The following is a 23873-nucleotide window of genomic DNA, read 5'->3' as shown; positions in this document are numbered from 1 at the left end:
AAATTGCTTGTTGCAGCCGTCCGGTTATAGCGGTTTATCGTTGGCAATTATCGCAGAATACCGTTGAACGATTCGCTATCCTGATTTCTGTTAACGGCTGATTGCAGCTAACACACGGCAACCCGGCACGACCATAAACTTTGAGTTGCTGCTGAAAATAACCGGGTTTTCCGGCTTCATTGACAAAATCTCTCAACGTTGTACCGCCTTGCCCAATGGCTTGCTGTAACACCACGCGAATACATTCGGCCAGTTTTCGATAACGGGCTAAAGACACTTTTCCGGCTTGGCGCGTAGGCTGTATGTCGGCCATGAACAAGGCTTCATTGGCATAAATGTTGCCGACGCCAACAACGATATGGCTGTTCATAATGAATGACTTAACCGCTGTTTTGCGGTTTCTGGACACAGAATAAAGCAGTTCGCCGTTAAAATCGGCTAATAGCGGTTCGGGGCCTAAATTTTTGAGCAACGGATGTTCGGCTGCGGGTCCAGTTGTCCATAACACCGCGCCGAAACGGCGTGGATCATTGAAGCGCAGTACCGTTCCGTCATTAAAAATAAAATCGATATGGTCGTGTTTGCCGACGGCCTGATCCGTGGACATAATCCGTAAACTGCCGGACATGCCTAAATGCAAAAGCACGGTGCCCGAAGCGGTGGAAAATAGCAGATACTTTGCTCTTCTGGAGACGGATTCAATGGTCAGTCCGGTTAGTATCTGATTGAGTGTTTCGGGCACAGGCCAACGCAGTTTCGGTTGGCGAATAACGACCTGTTTAATCATTTGGCCTTCAATATGCGGCGCAATCCCTCGGCAGGTGGTTTCAACTTCAGGTAATTCTGGCATAGGTTTGGTTCTTGATTAGGACTGGTTTTTGATTATGTTGTGAATTCTACCATGGATATACCGGTCGAATTTAGGGGCTTTCATCGCTTGTTGGGCGATGCTTTGCTGCTAGGGATGCATCGGCATCATCACATTATTATATGAAATAGTTTACGTGGGTCGTATAACTGATTTTTTTAAAGCAGGACAGTCTTTTGAAATAGTCTTTTTAATTATTAAAGATAAATTATAATCGGTCGGTGTTTAGTTCGCGGTTTGTTGGTTTGGCACTACGTTAATTTTTTGCAATATGTATTTTATCAAATGAAAAAAAAAGTATGAGCAGTGCCTGGGCGGTAGGTAATCATGTAAAAGTTCAGGGTATGTCTAGTGATTTTAAAATACTCTCTTATGACTTTATAACGGGGGGTTGTGTTGAAATGATTCTGGAATCACCGGAAGGCAATAGGATTTTTTTAAAGCGTAGAAAATCGGAAATCTCCGATATTGAGCATGAGTATGATTTTGACACCGGTTCTAACGATGCGAGTTACGATTAATAGCGTGAGTTGTACTGGTTTTTTATTTTGAACTCGCCAGTCAGAAAATAACTGATGTTATGCGCACCGGCTCAAAAAGCGTATTATTTGAACAAGATTGTGTCGTGCGCGCCTTTTTCGCTACTTTCTGGCGTGCACGGCATGCCCTACACCGGCATCAGTATCCCATTTATTTTTTAATGCTTTTCGTGGATAGCACTTTCTCATGGGATGTGGGTAATCCCGATATCAGCTAGTTGGAGTTCCATGGATGACAAACTAAGATCTACTATGTTACGGGCAAAAGCTGAAGCACAACTTCCCCATGCACTTGTTACGAAATCATCGACTCGACCGGCCGAAGAATTGCTCAATGAACTCCATGTCTACCAAATTGAACTGGAGATGCAAAACGAGGAATTGCGGCGCGCTTATAATGCTCTGGATGACTCCCGTGCCCGTTATGTAAACCTTTACGAATTTGCTCCGGTAGGTTATCTCACTCTTACCCACGAAGGCCTAATCGCCGAAATTAACCTCACCGGAGCTAGACTCCTCGGATTGGATCGGGAAAAACTCATTAACCGTCGTTTCGCTTCTTTAGTCGCAGCTAAGGACGGCGACCGTTGGCATCTTCTGCTTAAGGGTATGATCCGATCCTTAGAAGAGTTGCATAGTTTCGAGCTCGCTATTCAGCGCGCGGATAATTCGCTAGTTTATGTCCAGCTTAACTGCCTGCTGATGACGACTGACGATAAGGTTCCGATAGTGCGAATCACGCTCACCGATATCACCGAGCGTAAACAGACACAACAATTAATACACGAAAAGGAAATCGCCGAACGAACCTTGGCCGAACAACGTCAGTTCATTGCCATGGTTTCGCATGAATTTCGTTCGCCGCTGGCCGTCATCGATGCGGCTGCCCAGTTGTTGTCTATTAAAATCTCACCGGTATCTGATTGCACACCGATTGTTTCCCGTATTCGTCGTGGGGTTATGCGCCTGTCCAGCTTTCTCGATAATTGCCTGACTGAAGATCGGCTAAATAGTAACGGTTTGGCTTTGGAACCGGCTACTATTGATCTTCAGGAGCTGACAGCATCGGTTAAAGACAGCGTCAAACTCATATCCGGGGCGCACCAGATCATCACTGAGCTTGAGCACGGTCTGCCGACACTTGAGGCTGATCCACAACTGCTGCGCATCCTGCTGCTCAATCTATTGGGCAACGCCATTAAATATTCGCCGACAGGAAGTAAGGTCCGGCTATGTATCAGCTGTAATGGCCTGTCCTGCATCTTCAAGGTCATCGATCAAGGACTAGGCATTCCCGCCGAGGAACTGTCTCTGGTTTTTCAGAAATACATGCGCGGTCGACGTGTAGCCGCTATTCCTGGTGCTGGACTTGGCCTCGCATTGGTGAAAAGTATTGTCGAATTGCATAACGGTAGCATCGAGATAAACAGTCAGGGCAATGTCAGTACCTGCGTCACAGTGGTATTTCCATTAAAATTAGCGATCAATCTGACTACAAAACGCCCTTTATGACGGTTTACACACCACCGCGCATCGCGATTATAGAAGACGACTACGACCTACTGCAAAGCACGCTGGAATATCTGCACATTGCCGGCTATATCGCTTGGGGCGTCGGCAACGGGGATGCTTTTTATAAACAACTGCTGATCAATCCGGTCGATGTGGTTATGATCGACATCGGTCTGCCCGGCGAAGACGGCTTCAGTATCGCCAGGCATCTACGCAGCATACCTCATCTAGCCATTATCATTGTCAGTGCACGCGACACTCTGGAAGATCGACTCGCAGGCCTCAATGCCGGTGCTGACCGTTATCTGGTAAAGCCGGTCAATCTGGACGAGTTGATTGCTAATATCAACGCAATGGTACGTCGCAAAGACGTGGTTGTTGACCCTCCTATCGAGGCTACCCTGATACAATTCGAGGATGCTCTCTGCTGGCGCCTGTCCGGTCAGCACTGGACGCTAACCTCGCCCAGCGGAGCGGTACTGCCGTTGACCGCCCGCGAATACCGCTTGTTGCAGATGTTAATTGCCGTCCAGGGACAGACGATATCCAAATTCGACATTGCCGACGACATCATCGGCCGGCGCATTATTAATCGCAATGAGCGGCTGGATGTGTTGCTGGCCCGCCTACGTAAAAAAGCCAACGCCACGTTAAACGAACCCCTGCCGATCAAAACCGCGCATATGCACGGTTATGCCTTTACCGCCCCTGCCATAATCCAATAACACCCGGTACAAAAAAACATATTCATGCAATAAACTGCAAGATCTTGCCATGTTTTGACAGCCTGAATCGGTTTATCATTGAGAAAATTATAAGTCTAATATTTGGTATAGTCGCTTACTTTTTCTGTCAGCATCATAAGTTATAGCTTACATTTTTTGCTGCTCTGCCACAGACATTTAATCACTATTTTCTATTACAATGCGCGAGGAAATTCTATCAATAATTCCATTATTAACACTTAATGAAACTAGGATATAAGTTATGAGAATCAATATGCCGGTAACCCTTGTGGAATACGTCCTCAAAGACAGTGATTCCATTGTTTCCAAGACCGATCTAAAAGGGATGATTACTTATGTCAACGACGACTTCCTTCGAGTCAGCGGATTTACCCGAGAAGAGCTGATAGGGACAGCGCACAATATAGTTCGCCATCCCGACATGCCATCTGAAGCCTTTGATGATATGTGGTCATCACTAAAAGCCGGTCGCTCCTGGACTGGGATGGTCAAGAACCGCTGTAAAAATGGCGATTATTACTGGGTGTTGGCTAATGCTGCGCCAGTCTACGAAAACAATCAGCACATTGGTTTTATGTCTGTCCGCAGCAAACCCAGCCATTTGCAAATAGAGGCGGCAACTGCTGCCTATAAGCTATTCCAAAAAGGTAAAGCCAGCAAACTAAAAATCCAGGATGGAAAAGTCGTCAAAGTAACGTTACTGAACAAACTTAACCTATTGAAGAATTTGAACATCGAAACCCGCTTAACAGCAGTCATAGCCATCATGGTGCTGCTGTTATCGGTCGTCGGCGGTATCGGACTATTCGGCATGGGTAAAGCCCATGATGGTTTGCGCACTGTCTATCAGGGTCACACGATTCCGATAAACCAGCTTGCCGTTATCCAGAAACTTCTGATCACTAACCGGCTGCGCATTGCCGCAAGTCTGATCACGCCAACACCCGAAGTCATTCAGAAAAATACCACTGAAGTGGAACAGAATATCGTAGAAATTACCAGAATCTGGGATACATATAGGGCTGCCACGCTCAACCCGGAAGAAAAAACGCTGGCTGACACCTTAGCCGAAAAGATGAATCACTTCGTCGGACTAGGCCTGAAACCGGCTGTCGGGGCGTTGCGTGACCGTGATATGGTTCTGGCAAACAGCATCACAGTCGACAAGATTCATTCTCTGTACGTGTCGGTGGACGAGGGACTGCAAAAACTGATGCAGCTGCAGCAAGATACCGCCAGGCTGGAATACGAACTATCGCAAGCGCATTATGACCAGACCCAAAAAATTTCCATGGGTTTGATCGGAGCTGGCCTGACACTGATCCTATGGTTGGGTATAACGCTGATCCGAGCCATCGTGCGGCCACTTAAATCGGCAATTGTGACTTTCGGTCAACTCGCCCAGGGCAATTACAGCAACACCATTGAGATTGAACGGCAGGATGAACTTGGCAAGGTGATGGATTCGCTTAAAGCGATGCAGATTAAACTCGGTTTCGATATCGCCGAAATCAACCGTATCTCTGATGAGAATTTGCGCGTCAAAATTGCGTTGGACAGCATCTGCACCGGCGTGATGATTGCCGATAATGCCCGTAACATCGTCTATGTCAACAAAGCGGTGGTCGATATTATGGGCAAGAATGAAGCGGAGATTCGACAGCAATTACCGAATTTCTCTGTTGCCAAATTGGTGGGTACCAATATTGATGGTTTCCATAAAAGCCCATCGCACCAGGCTCAGTTGCTTTCATCCTTGACCGGCACCTATCAATCCAGCATGTTGCTGGGTAGCCACTCTATGGTGGTGACTGCCAATCCGATGGTTAACGCACAAGGATCACGGCTGGGTACGGTCGCTGAATGGCTGGATCGAACCGTCGAAGTCGCCGTGGAAAAAGAAGTGGCCGCTATCGTGCATGCCTCGGTTATGGGGGACTTGAGTCTGCGCCTGGATTTGCAAGACAAGGATGGCTTTATACTGCAATTGGGTTCAGGCATGAATCAGCTGCTGGAAACCAGCGAAAGCGCGCTTAATGAGGTGGCGCGAGTACTGGGTGCTTTATCCCAATGTGACTTGACCGAAACCATCAGCAATGACTATTACGGAACCTTTGGAAAGCTCAAGGATGACTCCAATACTACAGTAGAAAAACTGAACGACATCATCACTCAAATCAAGGAAGCCACCGACAGCATAAACACGGCATCTAAAGAAATCGCCTCCGGCAATAATGATTTGTCGCATCGCACCGAAGAGCAAGCCGCCAGCTTGGAGCAAACCGCCGCCAGCATGGAAGAGTTGACGTCTACCGTGCAACAGAATAGCCAAAACGCCAGGCAGGCTAACCACCTTGCTGTCAGCGCTTCCGAAATCGCGGAACAAGGTGTCGTGGTAGTCGGTAAAGTCGTCACCACCATGGAAGGTATCAATGAATCTTCAAGCAAGATTGTCGCCATTATTTCGGTGATCGACGACATCGCTTTTCAGACCAACATCCTTGCTCTCAACGCTGCCGTAGAGGCGGCCCGTGCAGGTGATCAAGGCCGTGGTTTTGCAGTGGTGGCCGTGGAAGTTCGTAATCTCGCGCAACGTGCGGCCACGGCAGCTGGAGAAATTAAAAAGCTGATTGCGGATTCGGTAGAGCAGGTTGAAGGCGGCACTAAACTGGTCGCTCAAGCGGGGAAAACCATGGAAGACATCGTAAGTTCCGTTCGTGGCGTGACTGCGATGATGTCAGAGATCAGTGCGGCTTCAATGGAACAAACCGCCGGTATCGAACAGGTCAATCAGGCGATCGCTCAAATGGATGACGTCACTCAACAGAATGCAGCATTGGTAGAGCAGGCCGCCGCCGCAGCAGAATTACTCGAAGAACAGGCACAAAATCTGTCGGTTACAGTGAGCGGTTTTAAAGTGTGCGGTACTTCGGGTTCCTTCGTGGACGCTGCACCCAAAATGCAGCAACGACATCAGCAGTCTGTCAGGAATGCAGGAAGCAATATTAAGGGTCATACTCCGGTAGCCAAGCCTAAGCCACAGGCGCTATCCTATAATGATGAGTGGGAGGAATTTTAACAAGGTTGAGCGACTTGAGCATGAAAAACACCAAAAGACATTGCCTTAACATTTTTTGTATTTGGAATAAGGTATAAGTGTTGCGGTTTGTTTGTATCAGCTAAATATTGACGGATTGACCGGACCATTGAGCATATGTAGCCTCATATTGGTCACAATTTCAAAGAAAAAAAAGCCTTACAAATATAAATCTATAAGGCCTTTATTTTATTGGTGGGGTGTCAGGGATTCGAACCCTGGACCTGGGCTCCAATCCTCGGGACGTTTTGATTTCGGTGGTGCAGGTTTATTGACGTCCTGTTCGTTTTGTTTCATCCAAGTCTTCAAGGTAGTTAAATTGATGTTCAATTCGTCTGCGACGGACTGTATCGATTGGTTATTGCCACGACTGTAAACTTTTACCAATGCCTGCTCTTTGAAGCCGGCTGAGTATCTTTTATATTTTTTCATGCCTAATCTCAAATTTTATTTTTTCTTAAAATTTGAGGTGACAACTATTCTGACGCAGGGGGGTTGCTGCTGATCACGCAATAATTCAGTAAACTCTTTCGCTGGTATAGGTCGGCTTTTGATATAGCCCTGATACATATCACAGCCTTTTTCCTGTAAAAATGCCAGCTGTTCTGCCGTTTCCACGCCTTCAGCCAAGACCTTAAAGCCAAGAATATGACCCATGGCAATAATGGTGGCGGCGATTTCCATGTCATCTTGATGAAAAGGAATATCGTCAATAAAGCTCTTGTCAATTTTCAATATATCCAGTGGAAAAAGTTTGAGATAAGCCAGGGATGAATAACCGGTGCCAAAATCATCAATCGCGAGACGGACACCCTGAGCATGCAGACCATTAAGAATGGCCGTTGCGTTATCCTGATTTTTCATCAATCCGCTTTCAGTTATTTCCAATTCCAGTTGCTCGACTGGAAAGTGAGTCTCTGCCAAAACTGTAGCGACCAACGCACAAATGTCGCTACGACCGAACTGGTGAGGGGAAACATTAACCGCTAAAGTTAAGGGTGGCAAACCCGCATCCAACCATTGTCGCCCTTGACGACAGGTTTCACGCAACACCCATTCACCGATTCCCATAATCAGGCCGGTTTCCTCTGCAATAGGGATAAAGCGTACCGGCGAAACCAGTCCATCTATGGGGTCTTGCCAGCGCACCAGTGCCTCGGCACCGATTATCAGACCGCTAGCAATATCCACCTGAGGTTGGTAAAAAACACGCAGTTCATCTTGCTCAATGGCATGACGCAGCCGTGCTTCCAAGGCTATGCGCTCACGGGCAGCCAGTGTTAGTTCTTCAGAAAAATAGGCAAAGCAACCGCGTCCGGCATCTTTAGCCTGATACAGTGCAGCATCGGCATGGTCCATCAGTGTGTCAAGACTGTCACCATGTTGCGGATATAAACTAATGCCAATACTGGCGCCAATCTGGATATTCTCGCATTGGGTCAGGCAAAAGGGTTTAGCTAAACAAGTAATGATTTCATCGGCTACCCGTGCCGCATCTTCCGGTTGAGCAATATCTTCCAGTAATACAATAAACTCATCACCACCAAAACGGGCAACTATGTCGACCTCACGCAGTCTTTCAGTAATGCGTACAGCAACTTGTTGTAATAACTCATCGCCAGCCAGATGTCCGAGACTGTCATTAACCGCTTTGAAATAATCCAAATCGAGCATCAGTAATGCCAGGGTCTTGCCGTCACGTCGCTCCACATTCATGCTGTGCTTTAATCGTTCCCTCAACAACCGACGATTGGGCAGATGGGTGAGTGGATCATAAAAGGCCAGCTGTTTTATTTGCTCATCTGCGGCCTTACGGTCGGTGATGTCGTGGGCGAAGAAAAAACAATAATCTTCTCCGTCAACAACAATGTAGTTGGCCGTGACTTCTACCGGAAAAACAGATCTATCCCTACACTGAAATATCGAGTCAAACGTGCGTGTCATTTCCTTTTTTTGCTTGGCCCATTGTCTGGGCCATGATTCAGCAGGAAAATTCGGCTCGAAAAACCAAATAGACTGACCAATTAATTCATTGCGGCTATAACCAAGGCTTTGACAGGTACAATCGTTGATGTCGATTACCTGTCCTTTACTGTTAATCCAGAAGAAAGAACTCCTGCTGTTGTTAATGGCGGCGTGCGCAAACTTTAGTTGTTGCTGTGTCAGCGCATGCGCACTGTTGTCCCAGTTGGTGCCAATTATTCGCCTAGGGTTGCCGGCCTGATCCTTGATAACATGGGCATGACCCTTAATGTAGTGGATCTCCCCATCCGGTCCGATGACACGGAACTCATGAGCGTATTCTCTGGTGCCAGAAATTGCGTCCTGTAGTGCAGCCTCCGCTGCCGACTTATCCTCTGGATGCATTCGTGTTGACCAGGCATCATAGGTCCCCGAGAAATCCTCCTTGCGTGTCCAATACAGGGCAAACATGGTCTCATCCCAGATTAATTCGTTGGTTTGCAGGTCAAGATCCCAAATTCCGACCTGACCCGAGTCGGTGGCAATCTTCAATCGCTGTTCATTGTCACGAAGCTGTTGTGTCGTCTCTCTGTTAGTTGAAAAGGCGGCTAAAACCAATGCAGTTAGAGCCAGAAAGACCGTCGTTAGAGCAATGGAGATGGCCAGGGTGTTAGTGGTTAAATCAACGGGGGGAATGTGTCTATCGACAGTATCTCGAACAAAGTATGCGGCCGACATCGCCGTATAGTGCATTCCAGACACCGCTCCGCCCATAATGACAGCAACCAACACATGACGCCGTGAATTTATAGGGGCTACATCGCCTTTCACCCGTAATGCGAGGTAGGACAGTGCGACGGCCACAATGATCGATAACGCAAATAAGTAGGGGTTGTAGCCGACGAAACCCTGCAAGCGCATTGCGGCCATGCCTGTGTAGTGCATTATTCCAATGCCTGCACCCAGAAAGATGCTGCCGACTAAGGGTGGCATGCGTTTTGTTCCATGATGCCATACCACGCCAAATACAACGCCACCGGCCAATATGCCGGGAATCATCGAGATCAGGGTTATGAGCGGGTCGTAGTGGATACTGCAAGGCAAGCTTAATGCCAACATGCCGATGAAATGCATTGACCAAATGCCGGCACCCAAAGTGAACGCACTGATCAATGCCCAAGTCAGTTTGGATGCTGCCTCATGCTGATGCTCGATTCGTGCGGAGGCATTCAGTGCCGCGTAGGATGCAAGGATGGCAAGAAAGACAGAGGTGCTGATCCATATGGGGCTGTAGGAATCGGTGTAAATAAGGCTAACATTAGGGGGGTCCGGCAGGAAGCGGAGCATGTTGAGCATGGGGTGATGACTTTTCGTTAAGTGGCTGATAATGCCGGAATGGCTATCATACTCAGGGTCGTAGGTTGGGCAGGCCCAACATGTCAGCCATTGAGAAAGTGATAGCTTTGATCGTTGGGCTTCATTGTATTCAGACCAACCTACGAAAGTCAATGGCCGGCAGCTTTTGGACGAAAGCCATTGTTCGCAAAGCACTGTTTTTGTCAACATTGAACGTCAGCTATGCGGCAGAAGTCTTTCTCAGCACAAGCTGTAGGTTATAGTCAAAAAAATAACTAGTATCGCGTAAAATTTGCCGGAACCCGTCTTGATGACGACCCAACATTTTCCTATTTCACTCTTTCGGCTGCCAGGTTAGCGTCATAGATATTTTTTAAGCATAGATGCCATCACCCTAACCAAAATCTCGAATAACATGGCAAACGGCCATGCCACCACATTGGGATGGGCGCTTTCCTGCATGGCTAGGAAAATAGATCAACGATGGTTAAAGGTTTTTTGGCCCAGTGACACATGAACGAACTTTCCCGGCGCCCGCTCTACCGATGAATTCCCTCGGGATATAATCGCACGGGATGGAATAGCTAATCATCTTGCCGCGCCGTTTTGAAACGGGCAGACGCTCCCAACAGACCGACTACGAAGAAAGCCGTGCCGACAAGGGTGAAACGCAGATTCGTCTCCTGGATGGTCATGTCGCCGGTAGCATAAAGCATGATAATGACGGCGACCGATCCCCACCCGAGAAAACGCAACGTAGCGGCCATAATGAGCTTACCTGGAGTTTCCGATTCGCTCACTGGCGTATCCATTCGATAGGCCACAAATCCGCACATCAGCGCTGGCAGGATTCCCCAGCGCATATGTTTTATGAAGCTTTCCAGAAAGCTGAAACTATCTTTATAGTAGGTTAACTCGAGAATAAGCGCCGATACCGTGGTGCTAACAATGAACCCCATTATTATCACTGCCATATAGAACCCATAGTACCGATCGGATTGCCCCCGTTGGTGCCTGAAGGCGAGCGTTCGTGAAATAAAGACGAGCGCGATCGGAAGGACATAGATGGCAATGGCATAGACGATCCACCGGAGTGTAGTGTAATCAAAGTGTGCTAGCGGTTTATCGGGAAACAGGAAGGCATTGTGTAGCGAGACCGAAATCTCCCGACCCAACATGACCCCGATGGCGGTGGCAGCCGTGAACAGCAGAACATATTTATAGGTGTGTTTCAGGCGGGCCTCGTGGACGTTGCCGCCGAGCTGCTTCACGGTTGCCCATATCTCATTTTCGCTTGCGCTCCCGAACACGACCAGAGCGGCGAGTAAGCGACAAAGCAGGCCGGTGAGCTGGTCCAGCTCCTTTATCAACTTGACCGTCTTGGTATAGTGGGGTTCCGCTTCCTTCCAGACGGCCACTTTTTCCGACATCGCATTGTAGGAGATACAGATTTCCCCCCATTTCAGAGACGGTTCGTTGAAAAGGCGACGAAAGGACGATTGGTTGGCGTAGTTCTGTATCTGGTCAAAAAGAAGGCAATTATGGGCCCATTTATACTCGACCGTGGAGCTGAATTTTTCGAAATCACCGGGGTCGATGCTCGGCACCAGCAGGCGATTGCCGATTTGTGTTTTTAATCTATCGTCGACCGCCGACAATCTCGATGTAATTAGAGCGTTATAGACCTCTACCGCTTTGGTCGGAATTGCGAAAGCGTCATGGATGCTGTCCCTCAAGATAAGCAAGGGGTTAAACCTGCTTTCCCAGGCGATAAAAAATAGCAACAGCCCGGCGGCAATCAAAGGTATGATCGTGTTTCCGTCCAAGCCATTCAGAAGATTCACTAATTCACCGGGCCGAAGGTTCTTCACGATGAGCGTCACCAGCGGTTCCAAGGGCAGCCACTGCCAAGTCAGTAACCAATAAAGTGCTGCGATAAACGTGCAGTACGATGCGATCCCCATCCAGTAGGTGCTTCTGCGGATAAAGTATTCGGGTAGCGTCGGTTCAGCGCCTAACTGAATTCGGCGTTTCTGGAAGGACCGATAGGCGAGGAAGAATGCGGCCCCGGTGCCAAGAAACTGCACCGCAAAGTTAATCAAGAGTTCGGTAGTCATCGTGCGGCTGCTCCTACGTACTTTTCAAAAGGTTTCTAGTTCAGGAAAAATATCAATTCCCGTCTGATTATAAACGCGCTTATTAAACAATTCCGGTCGTTTTTCACGCCAGTTCTGCAAGGCCTGGATTGGCATGATATGGCCGAGAGCGCGTTGCGGGATCGAGTGCTTGTATTATAGCAGGACATCGCGCGTCAAGGTCTCTTCCCGGCTTTGGTGAATCGAAGCGGGTAGTGGTAAGAACTGCCCTGACAAGATTTCGTAGTAAAGGTAAAAACCGAGCTGGGTTTAACGCTGCTTGCGTTTACGCCAGATATAAAAGCCTGTACCCATTAATAGCAACGGTATGACAATCAAAAAACCGAAGCCGATGATGCCGACGCTGAGCTGGCTTAATTGCAGGCTTTTATCGGTTGCAATTTTGGCCGGGATGTCGATAAACCGGTCATCATGAATCAGCCAGTTGATCATTCTTAAGCCCATGTCCAGATTGCCGACATTGCCGATATAGGCGTTGGATAGGAAATCTCCGTCACCCACCACGACGATGCGTTGCTGCGTTTTTTTACCAAGGTCGCGGGTTAATGCATAGGCAAAGGCAAGCGGGCCTTGTTTTTCGTCGCCGTCGGCATCGAAAACAATTTTTCCGGCTATCGGGCCGGTTTCTGTCCATGACTGTGATACGCTTTTGAGTAACTCGACGGGTTGAAAGTCTGTTTCCTCGCCGATTGCCAGCGCGGCAGTAACCGGATAAACGGTTATGGTCTGAAAGCCTAGGGTGATCGGATGTGCAATATAATCGCTGGCTAGCACGAAGCTGGGGTCGTTAATGCCGTAAAGCTTGGAACTGCTGTCTACCAGGGTTCCCGGAAGCTGGCGCAAACCCAGGAGCTGTTGCAAGGCGTCCAAATGGTGGTTGCCCGGATCGGTCAGCAACAGCAGGTTGCCGCCTTGCTGGACATAGCGTTTGATCAGTTCAAGTTCAGCTGCCAGTAACGGCACGACGGGGGCGGTGATCACCAGTAACGCGGAGTTGCCTGGGATGTCTGGCATGGTCGCCAGATTGATGGATTGGGCCTTGATTTTACGGCGATTCAGTTCCTTGCCGAATTGGCCTAAATCGAAATTGGCGATGCCGTCAGCCGCGCGCTCGCCGTGGCCGGTCAGGAAAGTGACCCAGCGTTCATCGGCATTTGCCAGTTGCAGCAGCGCATTGGTCAGCGATGATTCATCGATAAAGTTCAGTTTTTCAGTGCGCCCTTGATAGTCGACAACAATCGCGCCGGTCGCGCCTATATTCAGTTTGCGTATTTTTTCCGGTTGCGCGCCAGGGTCGATAAAGGTCAGCGTTAGCTCGGCTTTATGGCGTTTATAGCGGTTGATCAAGTGTGCGATCTGGCTTCTTAGCGCGGGGTCTTTTTTAATGAAGGCGGTGATAACTATTTTGTCGGGCATCGACTCCAGCAGTTTTTGCGATGACTGGGACAAGGTGTTGTCGGCATTGCCGGTTATGTCGGTTTCAATGCTGTAGCGGGTGCTGATCCAGGCCAGTGTGCCGAGCATGCACAATAGAACCAGGATAATGAGCCCGTTTTTCAAGCGGATTTGCTGGTGTTTATGAGGCGATATTTTCATTTTTGCAAGCGCTCATTGTCGAGACTGCGAATACTGAGTGCGATGAAGGTGGTGATAAACAGCAGAAAATAACTGACATCGACCGAGCTGATCAGACCGCTTTGGATGTTCTGGAAATGCCTGAGAATCGACAGGTATTCAAACAGTTCGCTACGTTGATCTGTCAGACCGGATGTCCAGTCTAAAATCCACAATAGCAGTAAAACACCGAAAGTACTCATCGCGGCAACGGTGGGATGACCGGCGATGCAGGACATAAACAGGCCGATTGCGGTAAACGCGGTAACCAGCAACAGCAAGGCTAAGATATTGGCAAACAATTTACCCAAATCCAGTTCGCCGCCGCCCAGTAAAGATAACGGCATCAGGGTGATCAGGGCAATGATCAATAGCATCAGTCCGAGTATGCCTAGATACTTGCCAAGGATAATGTCGATAGTGGAAACCGGCGCGGACAACAGCAAAGACAGGGTTTTATTGCGCCGTTCTTCGCAGATCAAACGCATGGTCATTAACGGCGTGACCAGTAACAGAATAATGGCCGCGTTACCGAATAAGGGCGGCACGATAATGTCGGTCAGGCCGGGTGCGCCTTCGATGGAAGCCAGTTTGGGCTGGAGCGAGGTAAAGGCTTCAACCTGGGTTAAAAACAAGAATGCCAGAATGAATTGCAATATGGCCAATATCGTCCAGGCCATCGGCGATAAAAACAGGGTTCTGAATTCGCGGGAGGCAATGGTTAAAATCAGGCTCATAACTCGCGATGTTCCTTGGTTAGGCTAATAAAAATATCTTCCATCGACCTTTTTATCGGCGTCAGTTCCTGTAATCCCCATCCGGCGGTAATGATGTGTTCGGCAATTTGTTCGGCCGGATTGGCGGTTACGCTGTAGTGAATTTTGATCCGGTTTTGGCTCATGGTTTCGATAGAACTGATGCCGGGAAGAGTTAGCAAACTGTTAATGTCAGGCACTAGCCGGGTGGTGATTTGCAGAGTGCCGGTATCCATTTGCCGGTTAAGTCCGGCTGTGGTTTCATTCAAGATCAGCTGTCCCTGATGAATGATTTGCACATGGGAGCAGGATTCCTGCACTTCGGTCAGTATATGGGTAGACAGGATGACCCCATGATCCTGTCCCAGCTCCCGAATTAAGGTGCGTATTTCCCGGATTTGAATGGGATCGAGACCGACAGTCGGCTCATCCAGCACGATAACTTCAGGGTTGTGCAAGATGGCTTGGGCAATGCCGACGCGCTGCTGGAAACCTTTGGACAGATTGGTGATTAACCGGTCGGCAACATCGCTTAAACCGCAACGTTCTTTGGCCTGATTGATCGCGTCAGTCACCGAACTTTTGGCGACACCATGCAGCTTGGCGCAATACAGCAGGAATTCCTGGACGCTTAGCTCTTTGTATAGCGGCGGCGTATCGGGCAAATAGCCCAGATTCCGTTTGGCGGCTTTGGGTTGGTCGAGCAGGTCGAAGCCGTTGATTGTGATTTGCCCGGCGCTGGGCGCGAGATTGCCGCATAGCATCTGCATGGTGGTGGTTTTTCCTGCGCCGTTGGCGCCTAAAAAACCGAGCACTTCGCCTTTGGCCAAGGTAAAACTGACATCGTTAACGGCGCAATGTGTGCCGTAATAGCGGGTCAGGTGTTCGGCTTCAATCAGGGTAGTCATACGGAAGGCTAAAGCTGTTGCAGCAGAATTTGTAATTCGGCTTGAATTTTTTTGCGATAAAACAGGAATTTCCAGCGGGTGCCGCCGCATCGTTTCCAAAGAATGGCCGAACGTATTCCGGCCAGCAGACAGGCGCGTATTTTATTGACGACGTCGGGTTTGGATAAGTATTCCTGTTCACCATTAACCATGATTCTCGGCTGCAGTGTACTGACGGTGGTGTGATAAATGTCACCGAGATTTGCCAGTACATTTTCATGGAGCAGGCCGAAATGTTCCGATTGTGCCTGGGCACGCTCAATTCCGGTAAAAATGGTTTTAAGCATGGCCGGTTGCTTGGCTAGTTGATTCTCCAGAAAAACCAGCGAGGCAGCATAACGCGCTTGTTCGGGATTGGCGATTTTAAGACCGGTCATTTGATCGTTAAGCTGTAAAATCCCCAGATTAAGTCCTGATAATCCGCCGTAGATATTGGCTACACCTTGTTCATCGCTGACAAAAAGACTGCCTATGCTGGCTTCAAGGGCGGACGAATCGGCGGTGCCCGTCGTTGCCAATTGTTGAACCAGTGCAGCTGCCTGGGAAATGCCTGCAAGAGCGAGAGTTTGGTTGGCGATGGAATTTAATAACATAATTATTTTATATTGCCCATAATGTCTTTTGCCCAGTTTATGCTTTTAATGTAAGCATCGCCAATAATAGATTGGTCAACATTCCTAAATGATACGGATGAAATGTCCCAGCGCTCATAGCTGATAACACAGTTAAGCGCTTCACCGCCCAGTCCTTCTTTGTGCAATATGGCTGAAACAATATCATCGGCTAAAGGCAATTGGCTAAGCGCTTCATCCAAGGGTATATCCAGCAAGCTATCCAGATTGGACAAGATGCCAATCAGGAAAAAATTGTCTGATTTATCGCCGCTTAGACAGGCCAGTTCTTCACACATTCTGCCTCGTATCAAGGCGTTTTGCATGACCGCTTCCGGTTTTTCGGATAAGGAAGCCAGTGTCAATATATTTATCCAGCGTTTTATTTCGATCAGCCCCAGATAGGAAATGGCATGGCTAATGGATGAGACTTTATTGGGCAGAGCGAAAAATGCGGAATTGATATAGTGCAGCAGTTTATAGCTGAGTCCGACATCAAGCGAGATTATCTTGGTCAGATCTTCAAATTCTACATCGGGGTTGTTAACGGTGCTTAACAATTGAATGGCTGCCGTTTGATTGACACTGATGCGCTTGCCGGAAACCAGATTGGGTTTGTTGAAAAAGAAACCCTGGAAATAATCGCAGCCTAATTCGAGCAGGTATTGATACTCGGAGTAGGTTTCTACTTTTTCTGCGAGCAGTTTTACCTTGTAGGACTTGAGGCGAGTGATCAGCTCTCGTGTTTTGGACTCGCCCATTTCCAGAATATCCAGTTTGATAATGTCGGCAAATTCCACCAGCGGCATCCATGCATCAGAAAAGACAAAGTCATCCAAGGCAATGATATAGCCTAGATTTGACAGTTCTTGTAGGTTGGCGACGATGGTTGTGTCGATTTCAACATTTTCCAACACCTCAACAACAATCCGATCTTTAGGAAGGCGTAAAGGGGTTTTATCCAGGATGTTTTGCGTTGTAAAATTAATAAAGGCTTTGTGAGGGCCCACAATGGTATTGAGTCCAAGTTCTAAAATGGTATCGGTAATGACCTGATTGGTCGCTTGTGTAGCGCCATCCTTATGATTCAGATCGAAATCATTGCCTCTGAAAAGGAGTTCGTAGGCGTAGATATTCAGTTTCTGGTCAAAAATCTGCTGCCGCCCGATTATAATGTCTGCCATTTTAATTGCTAGAGGTGTTGAGTTTAACTATCTGTCGGGTTTAGCGTGAAACCCGAAATATAACCTGATTTATACCATGATTATCGACTATCAGTCGAGTATGATATGGGCAATACTTCACTGCACAAGAGGGCATAAAAATGACTGAATCTGTATCGTTAACCGTTATCGGCATGAAATGTGGCGGTTGTGAAACCAATGTGACGACTAAACTGCAAGCCATTGATGGCGTGTTGTCGGTTAAGGCATCGAGCAAAGACAAGGAAGTTAAGGTCGACTTCGATGCTGGAAAAACCAGCCTGGATGTTATTACCGATGCCATTACTGATGCGGGTTTTACCGTAGAGACAGCGTAATGAGTACCAACACTTCCGAAGATTTGCGCTTATCCATTTTAGGCATGCGTTGCGCCGGATGCGTCAGTGCCGTTGAAGGCGCATTGGCGGCAGTTGACGGTGTGACCGAAGTCAGCGTCAATTTTGCCGATCATTCCGCCGAGGTTAAAGGCCATGCCGACCCTGAGTTGTTAATGCAGGCCGTTAAAGCCGCCGGTTACGATGCGGCGGTGATGGAGGGTTTTGAAGATCCTTCCGAACAGGAAGAGCAAGAGTTGCAACGCTATCGGCAGTTGATGAAAAAAGCCTCGGCAGCGGCAACCTTCGGCTTGCTGCTGATGGCTGCCGATCATTTTGACGGGTTACCGGAAATTGGTTCAACAACCGGTTCATGGGTCTGGCCGGAAATTGCGCTGATCACCTTAGGCGTCATGATGTATTCAGGTTGGCATTTTTACAGCGGCGCCTATAAGTCGTTAATGCTGGGACAGGCTAACATGGATACCCTGATTGCGCTGGGTACCGGTTCGGCGTGGCTGTATTCGTGCATTGTGCTCGATTATTACGATACCCTGCCGTCCCTGGCGAAACATGCCTATTTTGAAGCTGCGGTGATGATTCTGGCTTTTATTAATCTGGGCTCCGGCTTGGAAACCCTGGCTCGAGGTAAAACCTCCAGCGCTATTCGTCAACTGATCGGTTTGCAGCCGCGTACGGCGCGGGTGATCAGGGATGGCGAAGAAATCGATATCGCTATCGAGCAAGTGGGGTTAGGCGAAACCTTGAGAGTCAGGCCCGGCGAGAAAATTGCCGTTGACGGTGTGCTGCTGGAAGGACATTCCACGGTCGATGAGTCGATGTTGACCGGCGAATCGTTGCCGGTAGAAAAAATCGCGGGCGCCCAGGTGGTTGCCGGAACCATGAATCAGAGCGGTAGTTTTTTGTTTACCGCAACCCGCATCGGCCGCGATACCGCATTAGCGCAGATCATTAAAAGCGTCCGTCAAGCGCAAAGCAGTAAACCGGAAATCGCCCGTCTGGCGGATAAAATTTCCAGTGTTTTTGTACCGGCCGTGGTCGCATTCTCAGTGCTGACTTTTTTGATTTGGTATGCTTTTGGGCCTGAGCCTTCACTGGGTTACGCCTTTGTCACCTCAATGACCGTTCTGGTTATTGCCTGTCCCTGTGCCCTGGGTTTGGCGACGCCTATTTCGGTGATGGTAGCGGTGGGCAGAGCTGCCCAATCAGGCATTTTGATTCGTAAGGGCGAGGCCTTGCAAACGGCGGGTAAATTAACCTGTTTGATACTCGATAAAACCGGCACGGTAACCGAAGGCAAGCCGACTGTTTCGACGATTGAAACCATCGGCGACATTAGCGAAGAGCAAGTGCTGCAGTTGGCGGCGAGTATTGAATCCGGTTCGGAACATTCATTGGCGTCGGCCATTCTGGCGGCAGCAGAAGCCAAGCAGTTAACGCTGGAAAAAGTTAAGCAATTTGAATCCGTCGCCGGTCACGGAGTGATGGCGATGATTGATGGGCGGCGCGTGTTGTTCGGCAACAAGGCGCTGATGGATCAGCAAGGCGTTAGCTTTACCCGCTATAACAACCGGCTGGAAAAACTGTCGGCTCTGGGTCAAACGCCTATGTTGCTTGCTTTGGACAATAAAGTCGGTCGCATCGGTTCCCTACCGATTGCGACACTTCCGCCATCCCTGGCAGTCGTTGGCATTATCGCCGTTTCCGATCCGATTAAAAAGGACTCGGCACACGCGGTGCAGCTGTTGAAAGATCAGGGCGTCCGCATCATCATGGTGACCGGCGACAATCAAATAACCGCTCACGCCATTGCCAAGCAGGCAGGTATTTCCGAAGTGCGGGCGCAGGTGCTGCCTCAGGATAAAGCCGAGGTGGTTAAAGAACTGCAACAAGCGGGTGAAATCGTCGGCATGGTCGGCGACGGTATTAATGATGCGCCTGCATTGGCGCAAGCTGATATCGGCTTTGCGATCGGCACCGGCACCGATGTCGCTATTGAAAGCGCCGATGTGGTCATTTTGCAAGGCTCGTTGCTGAAAGTGCCTGAAGCCATTGAGTTATCCAAAGCGACGGTTATCAATATCAAACAAAACCTGATCGGCGCATTTTTCTATAATACCGTCAGCATTCCGGTCGCGGCAGGTTTGTTGTATCCGCTATTCGGCGTTTTGTTAAACCCGATGATAGCCGGTGCGGCTATGGCGCTGTCTTCCGTGACAGTGGTTACCAATGCTAACCGCTTGCGATGGATGAAATTTGTTGAACGCAAATAGGTTTTGGTCGATTTGTCAATAATACAAAAAAGCGCAGTTCACACAAGCGGCGCTAAGTGGGTTAGGTCCAGCGTAATTTTTGAAGTTCGCTCCTGCGTTGCCTAAAGCGCCTACTTTTGGTGCTATCGGCAACCGCTCCATGCGCTGCTCTATCTTCTGCATAACCTGCATGGGGGATCTAGGTTCTGTAAGACCAAATAAGCCTGTTTGCCTTTATAGTCAAAAAATGCTTCAAATCCCGAAAAAACGCTCAAACTCCGCCAGCGGCATGGCTTTGCCTATCAGATGGCCCTGGTAGGTATGGCAGCCGTGAAGCTCAAGAAATGTGCGTTGTTCTTGGGTTTCTACGCCCTCGGCAATGATGTCCATCCCCAAGTTGTTGGCCATGCCGATGATGGTCTGCACGATCACCGTATCGACAGGTTTTATTCCGATGTTGTTGATGAATGATTGATCGATTTTCAATTGATCGAAGGGCAATTGCGTCAGGTAGATCAGTGATGAATAACCGGTACCGAAATCATCCATCGAGAAGCTCACGCCGATTTTTTTGAGTGCTTGCATTTTGACAATGGTGTCGTTGATGTTGTCGAACACTAGGCTTTCGGTGAATTCGAGTTTGAGTCGATCCGCTTTGATGGCGTTTTTTTTCAGCATGGCGCAGACTTGCTCGGTAAAATCGGCTTGATGGAACTGACGTGCGCTGACATTAACGGCAAGCTGTAAATGCCGCGTTTGCTGATGGGCTTGCCATCGTTTAAGTTGGGCGCAGGCGTTTTCCAGTACCCACTGCCCAATGGGAATGATGTGTCCAATTTCTTCGGCCAGTGGAATGAATTCAAGTGGCGCTACAAGACCGCGATCAGGATGCTCCCAGCGCAACAGCACTTCGGCGCCAATGATCTGGCCGTTGCGCACTTGCCGCTGAAAATAAAGCTGGAATTGATTTTTTGCCAGCGCAAAGCGCAAGTCCGTTTCCAGAGCGGCACGCGTCGTAACCGCCTGGTGCATGTCCTGGTCGAAGAAGCGCAGGGTGTTTCGGCCGGCGGCTTTGGCTCCATACATGGCAATATCCGCACGTTTCAGTAGCGTATTAATACTCTGCTGGTGATTAGTGAACAAGGTGATGCCGATGCTGGGGGTATTTTGATATTCGTGAGTGGTAAGCTTATAGGGCTGATTGAGCGAGATAATGATTTTTTCGCCTATGGTTTTGGCTTTGGCGGCGGCTTCTTCAGCATGCTCACTCAGATCTTCCAGCATGATCACAAACTCGTCACCGCCTTGGCGAGACACGGTATCGCCCTCTCGCACACAGGCAATAAGGCGCTGTGCGACCTGCTGTAATAATACATCCCCCATATCATGACCCAGGTTGTCATTCAGGGACTTGAAATTATCCAGGTCAATGAATAACAGGGCGCCGTATTTATTATTACGTGAACTGGTTGCCAGTGCTTGCTGTAGTCTGTCGAGCAGCAGTCTTCGGTTCGGCAATGCAGTCAGTGGGTCGTAGTAGGCCAGTTGTTTTATTTCCTCTTCTGAAGCCTTGCGTGCAGAGATGTCGGTATGTAGGCCGACATAGTGGCTGACAACTCCATTGCTGTCTTTCACCGCAGTGATGGTTACCCATTTGGGATAAATATCACCATTTTTGCGTCGGTCCCAGATTTCGCCCTGCCAGGATCCGGTGCGATTAATGCATTCCCACATCTCGGCGTAAAAGGCCGCGTTGTGACGTCCTGAGTTGAGTAGGTGGGGCGTCTGACCTACGAGTTCTTCGGCACTGTAACCGGTGATGTCGGTAAAGGCCCGGTTGACACGCAAAATCACCTTGTCGGCATTGGTGATCATGATGCCTTCCTGAGCCTCGAATGCGACGGCAGCGATGCGTAATTCTTGTTCGGCATGCTTGCTTTCGGATATGTCTGTGAGCGTGATGCGCCGCAATAATGTTAGATCGTCGTTCATTACCGACAAATAGTCCAGCCGAGCATGAAAGTGACTATCGCCGCGTTTCAGCGTCAGTTCGAAGTTTTTTTTCTCGCCTTCGTGCTGTAGCAGGTTTTGTAGTAGAAGATACCAGCGGCCGCAGTCTTCGGGCGCGATCAAGTCGATGAAATAACGGTTTAGCAGATTGTTGCGTTCCTCGCCGAGTAGCGTGGCGGCAGTAAGATTGATCTCGATAATGTTACCCTCGGAGTTGAGGCTAAGGTAGCCAACGGGAGCAAATTCATAGAGATTAAGGTAGCGGCTACGGGATGTTTCCAGAGCGGCGCGGGCGCGCAGTAACTCCTCGTTTTGCATTTCCAGCTCGATCTGGTGTATTCGTAAGTCCTCGTTTTGCATCTCCAGTTCGATCTGGTGTTCCCGTAATTCGCGCAGTAGTTCTTCCTCTGCCTCGGTAGGTGGCTTTGGTTTTTGTCCCTGTTGGTTGGATTTGTTGGCCACGTAAACTCCTCACTGTTATAAGGTGTTCGATAGGGAGAATTCAAGCGTCTAGGGTAAGGGGTTCGGTGTCTTCAATCAATATGTGCTATTACTTAGTCAGGTGAGTCTGCTGTTGAGCTGAATAGCTTATGTCGTCATACAAAGCCTGCTTTGTGGCCGTTCAAATCGGTAGGCCACGCAACGCGTTTGCCTACGCCTAGTCGACGATATTTTCTATCGCCAGCAGGATCAATTGCGGTTCTCCGGTCCGGCCGATGATGCAGCGGGCATTGAGTTACAATTTACGGTGACCCATGGTGGGAAAATGATAATCTATCGGATAGTTTTCAAAAGCTTGCTTGTGCGACAGGACGGTTTCCAGAAGCTCGCGCAAGGCTAAGATGTTCCATTGACCTTTGCCCAGTTCGTAGAGGGGGCGTCCTACGGTCTCTTCGGCAGTCACTTTAAAGTGTTGGTAAAACGAGCGACTGGCGGTGATGACCTTCAATTCGTCATTGAGCACAATAAGCGGCTCGCGTACCGTATCGACGATGACTTCGGCCAATAGCCTCGCTTCCTGCGCCGCTATAGCCTGGGTGCGTTCGGTGATGTTGGTGAAGGTCAGCACCACGCCATCGATCATGTTTTCCAGTGTCCGGTAGGGCTGGACGCGTGCCAGATAACAATTGCCATTCCCCGTTTTTACTTCACGTTCGATGGGCACCAGATTATCGAGTACGGTATGGGCGTCATCCAGCAGGTCTTCACCTTCCAGTTCGGGCTTGATGTCGCTGAGTGCGCGGCCCACATCCGAGGCAACCAGGCGGTAGATTTGTGTCGCATCGCGTGTAAAACGCCGGATGATCAGGTTTTGATCGAGAAAGATGGTGCCGACGTGGATGTTGTCGAGCAGGTTCTTCATGTCGTTTTGCATGTCGGCCAGTTGGACAATTTTGGCCTGTAGTTCGGAGTTTACGGTGATCAGTTCTTCATTAATGGATTGCAATTCCTCTTTGGAGGTTTCCAGCTCTTCATTGGTGGATTGCATCTCTTCATTAGTGCATTTAAGCTCCTCGTTGGACGCATACTGTTCCTCAATGGTGGCCTGGAGGTTTTCTTTGGTGTAGGCCAGTTCGCGCTCCAGTTCCTCAATATGGTGCATTTCATTAGTCTTGGAGCTGCGCTTGATCCGCGTCGGTTTGCCGGGTGTCGGATGTATTACTCGATGTTCAAGTTTTTAAGCTTAGAAATACAGCCGGAAAACGGGTAAGCTAATCAGTGTAAACTGCCACGTATTTCAACACCATGTTGATGTACGAGCCGGCACACTTTATAAAATCGTTTGTCACTGATTTAGATGCAGCCCTGGGAAAGCTAAAGTCCAATGCCAGGCTGACGCACCTACAAAAGACTTGGCTAGGATTTTGTTTAACGGGGATGTTACTGACC

The 23873-nt window shown here is 48.9% G+C and carries 17 protein-coding genes; 6 read left to right on the top strand and 11 right to left on the bottom strand.

What is annotated here, in order from left to right; translation table 11 throughout:
- Positions 1-34 precede the first annotated feature (34 nt).
- On the bottom strand, positions 35-850 hold the full coding sequence (mutM, locus tag RW114_RS13605) for a bifunctional DNA-formamidopyrimidine glycosylase/DNA-(apurinic or apyrimidinic site) lyase (protein WP_340123300.1): 816 nt from the start codon (positions 848-850) through the stop codon (positions 35-37).
- Positions 851-1167: 317 nt separating this feature from the next.
- Between mutM and RW114_RS13600 the strand changes: the two genes are divergently transcribed.
- The 4 genes from RW114_RS13600 (at position 1168) to RW114_RS13585 (ending at position 6744) form a co-directional block, all read left to right on the top strand.
- The gene (locus RW114_RS13600; protein WP_340123299.1) at positions 1168-1389 is read left to right on the top strand and encodes a hypothetical protein; all 222 of its coding nucleotides are present in this window, start codon (positions 1168-1170) and stop codon (positions 1387-1389) included.
- 246 nt (positions 1390-1635) lie between these two features.
- On the top strand, positions 1636-2919 hold the full coding sequence (locus tag RW114_RS13595) for a PAS domain-containing sensor histidine kinase (RefSeq protein ID WP_340123298.1): 1284 nt from the start codon (positions 1636-1638) through the stop codon (positions 2917-2919).
- Positions 2916-3644 carry a response regulator transcription factor gene (locus tag RW114_RS13590; protein ID WP_340123297.1) on the top strand — a complete coding sequence of 243 codons (729 nt, stop codon included), beginning with the start codon at positions 2916-2918 and terminating at the stop codon, positions 3642-3644. The genes RW114_RS13595 and RW114_RS13590 overlap by 4 nt, the downstream gene beginning before the upstream one ends.
- 274 nt (positions 3645-3918) lie before the next feature.
- Complete coding sequence (locus RW114_RS13585; RefSeq protein WP_340123296.1) at positions 3919-6744, top strand: methyl-accepting chemotaxis protein; 2826 nt, start codon at positions 3919-3921, stop codon at positions 6742-6744.
- Between the two features lie 207 nt (positions 6745-6951).
- Here RW114_RS13585 and RW114_RS13580 read toward each other — a convergent pair whose 3' ends face one another.
- The 8 genes from RW114_RS13580 to RW114_RS13545 all read right to left on the bottom strand — a co-directional run bounded on the left by RW114_RS13580 (position 6952) and on the right by RW114_RS13545 (position 17347).
- The gene (locus RW114_RS13580) at positions 6952-7194 is read right to left on the bottom strand and encodes a transposase (RefSeq protein ID WP_340123295.1); all 243 of its coding nucleotides are present in this window, start codon (positions 7192-7194) and stop codon (positions 6952-6954) included.
- A gap of 15 nt (positions 7195-7209) precedes the next feature.
- The gene (locus tag RW114_RS13575) at positions 7210-10290 is read right to left on the bottom strand and encodes a bifunctional diguanylate cyclase/phosphodiesterase (RefSeq protein ID WP_340123294.1); all 3081 of its coding nucleotides are present in this window, start codon (positions 10288-10290) and stop codon (positions 7210-7212) included.
- A 374-nt stretch (positions 10291-10664) separates the two neighbouring features.
- Positions 10665-12197, bottom strand: coding sequence for a hypothetical protein (locus tag RW114_RS13570; protein ID WP_340123293.1), 1533 nt, complete (start codon positions 12195-12197; stop codon positions 10665-10667).
- A gap of 288 nt (positions 12198-12485) precedes the next feature.
- The gene (locus RW114_RS13565; protein WP_340123292.1) at positions 12486-13832 is read right to left on the bottom strand and encodes a GldG family protein; all 1347 of its coding nucleotides are present in this window, start codon (positions 13830-13832) and stop codon (positions 12486-12488) included.
- A complete protein-coding gene (locus RW114_RS13560) occupies positions 13829-14581 on the bottom strand; it encodes an ABC transporter permease subunit (protein WP_340123312.1) in 753 nt (250 codons plus the stop codon). Before RW114_RS13560 ends, RW114_RS13565 begins: the two co-directional genes overlap by 4 nt.
- A 2-nt stretch (positions 14582-14583) precedes the next feature.
- Positions 14584-15513, bottom strand: coding sequence for an ABC transporter ATP-binding protein (locus RW114_RS13555; RefSeq protein ID WP_340123291.1), 930 nt, complete (start codon positions 15511-15513; stop codon positions 14584-14586).
- An 8-nt stretch (positions 15514-15521) separates the two neighbouring features.
- Complete coding sequence (gene hflD, locus RW114_RS13550; RefSeq protein ID WP_340123290.1) at positions 15522-16145, bottom strand: high frequency lysogenization protein HflD; 624 nt, start codon at positions 16143-16145, stop codon at positions 15522-15524.
- A 2-nt stretch (positions 16146-16147) separates the two neighbouring features.
- On the bottom strand, positions 16148-17347 hold the full coding sequence (locus tag RW114_RS13545; protein ID WP_340123289.1) for an EAL and HDOD domain-containing protein: 1200 nt from the start codon (positions 17345-17347) through the stop codon (positions 16148-16150).
- Between the two features lie 140 nt (positions 17348-17487).
- Here RW114_RS13545 and RW114_RS13540 point away from each other — a divergent pair, with 140 nt between their 5' ends.
- On the top strand, positions 17488-17703 hold the full coding sequence (locus tag RW114_RS13540) for a heavy-metal-associated domain-containing protein (RefSeq protein ID WP_340123288.1): 216 nt from the start codon (positions 17488-17490) through the stop codon (positions 17701-17703).
- Positions 17703-19994 carry a heavy metal translocating P-type ATPase gene (locus tag RW114_RS13535; RefSeq protein ID WP_340123287.1) on the top strand — a complete coding sequence of 764 codons (2292 nt, stop codon included), beginning with the start codon at positions 17703-17705 and terminating at the stop codon, positions 19992-19994. The genes RW114_RS13540 and RW114_RS13535 overlap by 1 nt, the downstream gene beginning before the upstream one ends.
- A gap of 231 nt (positions 19995-20225) precedes the next feature.
- On the opposite strand, the gene RW114_RS13530 is transcribed toward RW114_RS13535, so the two are convergent.
- The gene (locus tag RW114_RS13530; protein ID WP_340123286.1) at positions 20226-22445 is read right to left on the bottom strand and encodes a putative bifunctional diguanylate cyclase/phosphodiesterase; all 2220 of its coding nucleotides are present in this window, start codon (positions 22443-22445) and stop codon (positions 20226-20228) included.
- A 274-nt stretch (positions 22446-22719) separates the two neighbouring features.
- Positions 22720-23586 carry a PAS domain-containing protein gene (locus RW114_RS13525; protein ID WP_340123285.1) on the bottom strand — a complete coding sequence of 289 codons (867 nt, stop codon included), beginning with the start codon at positions 23584-23586 and terminating at the stop codon, positions 22720-22722.
- Positions 23587-23873 lie beyond the last annotated feature (287 nt).

The organism is Methylobacter svalbardensis (genome assembly GCF_037671525.1).
Lineage (GTDB): Bacteria > Pseudomonadota > Gammaproteobacteria > Methylococcales > Methylomonadaceae > Methylobacter_A > Methylobacter_A svalbardensis.
This window is presented reverse-complemented; position numbering and strand designations above follow the sequence as displayed.

What these genes read in the sequence shown, in the direction of transcription:
- mutM (WP_340123300.1), bottom strand. Translation starts at nt 850, where the DNA reads ATGCCAGAATTACCTGAAGTTGAAACCACCTGCCGAGGGATTGCGCCG.
- RW114_RS13600 (WP_340123299.1), top strand. Translation starts at nt 1,168, where the DNA reads ATGAGCAGTGCCTGGGCGGTAGGTAATCATGTAAAAGTTCAGGGTATG.
- RW114_RS13595 (WP_340123298.1), top strand. Translation starts at nt 1,636, where the DNA reads ATGGATGACAAACTAAGATCTACTATGTTACGGGCAAAAGCTGAAGCA.
- RW114_RS13590 (WP_340123297.1), top strand. Translation starts at nt 2,916, where the DNA reads ATGACGGTTTACACACCACCGCGCATCGCGATTATAGAAGACGACTAC.
- RW114_RS13585 (WP_340123296.1), top strand. Translation starts at nt 3,919, where the DNA reads ATGCCGGTAACCCTTGTGGAATACGTCCTCAAAGACAGTGATTCCATT.
- RW114_RS13580 (WP_340123295.1), bottom strand. Translation starts at nt 7,194, where the DNA reads ATGAAAAAATATAAAAGATACTCAGCCGGCTTCAAAGAGCAGGCATTG.
- RW114_RS13575 (WP_340123294.1), bottom strand. Translation starts at nt 10,290, where the DNA reads ATGTTGACAAAAACAGTGCTTTGCGAACAATGGCTTTCGTCCAAAAGC.
- RW114_RS13570 (WP_340123293.1), bottom strand. Translation starts at nt 12,197, where the DNA reads ATGACTACCGAACTCTTGATTAACTTTGCGGTGCAGTTTCTTGGCACC.
- RW114_RS13565 (WP_340123292.1), bottom strand. Translation starts at nt 13,832, where the DNA reads ATGAAAATATCGCCTCATAAACACCAGCAAATCCGCTTGAAAAACGGG.
- RW114_RS13555 (WP_340123291.1), bottom strand. Translation starts at nt 15,513, where the DNA reads ATGACTACCCTGATTGAAGCCGAACACCTGACCCGCTATTACGGCACA.
- hflD (WP_340123290.1), bottom strand. Translation starts at nt 16,145, where the DNA reads ATGTTATTAAATTCCATCGCCAACCAAACTCTCGCTCTTGCAGGCATT.
- RW114_RS13545 (WP_340123289.1), bottom strand. Translation starts at nt 17,347, where the DNA reads ATGGCAGACATTATAATCGGGCGGCAGCAGATTTTTGACCAGAAACTG.
- RW114_RS13540 (WP_340123288.1), top strand. Translation starts at nt 17,488, where the DNA reads ATGACTGAATCTGTATCGTTAACCGTTATCGGCATGAAATGTGGCGGT.
- RW114_RS13535 (WP_340123287.1), top strand. Translation starts at nt 17,703, where the DNA reads ATGAGTACCAACACTTCCGAAGATTTGCGCTTATCCATTTTAGGCATG.
- RW114_RS13525 (WP_340123285.1), bottom strand. Translation starts at nt 23,586, where the DNA reads ATGCACCATATTGAGGAACTGGAGCGCGAACTGGCCTACACCAAAGAA.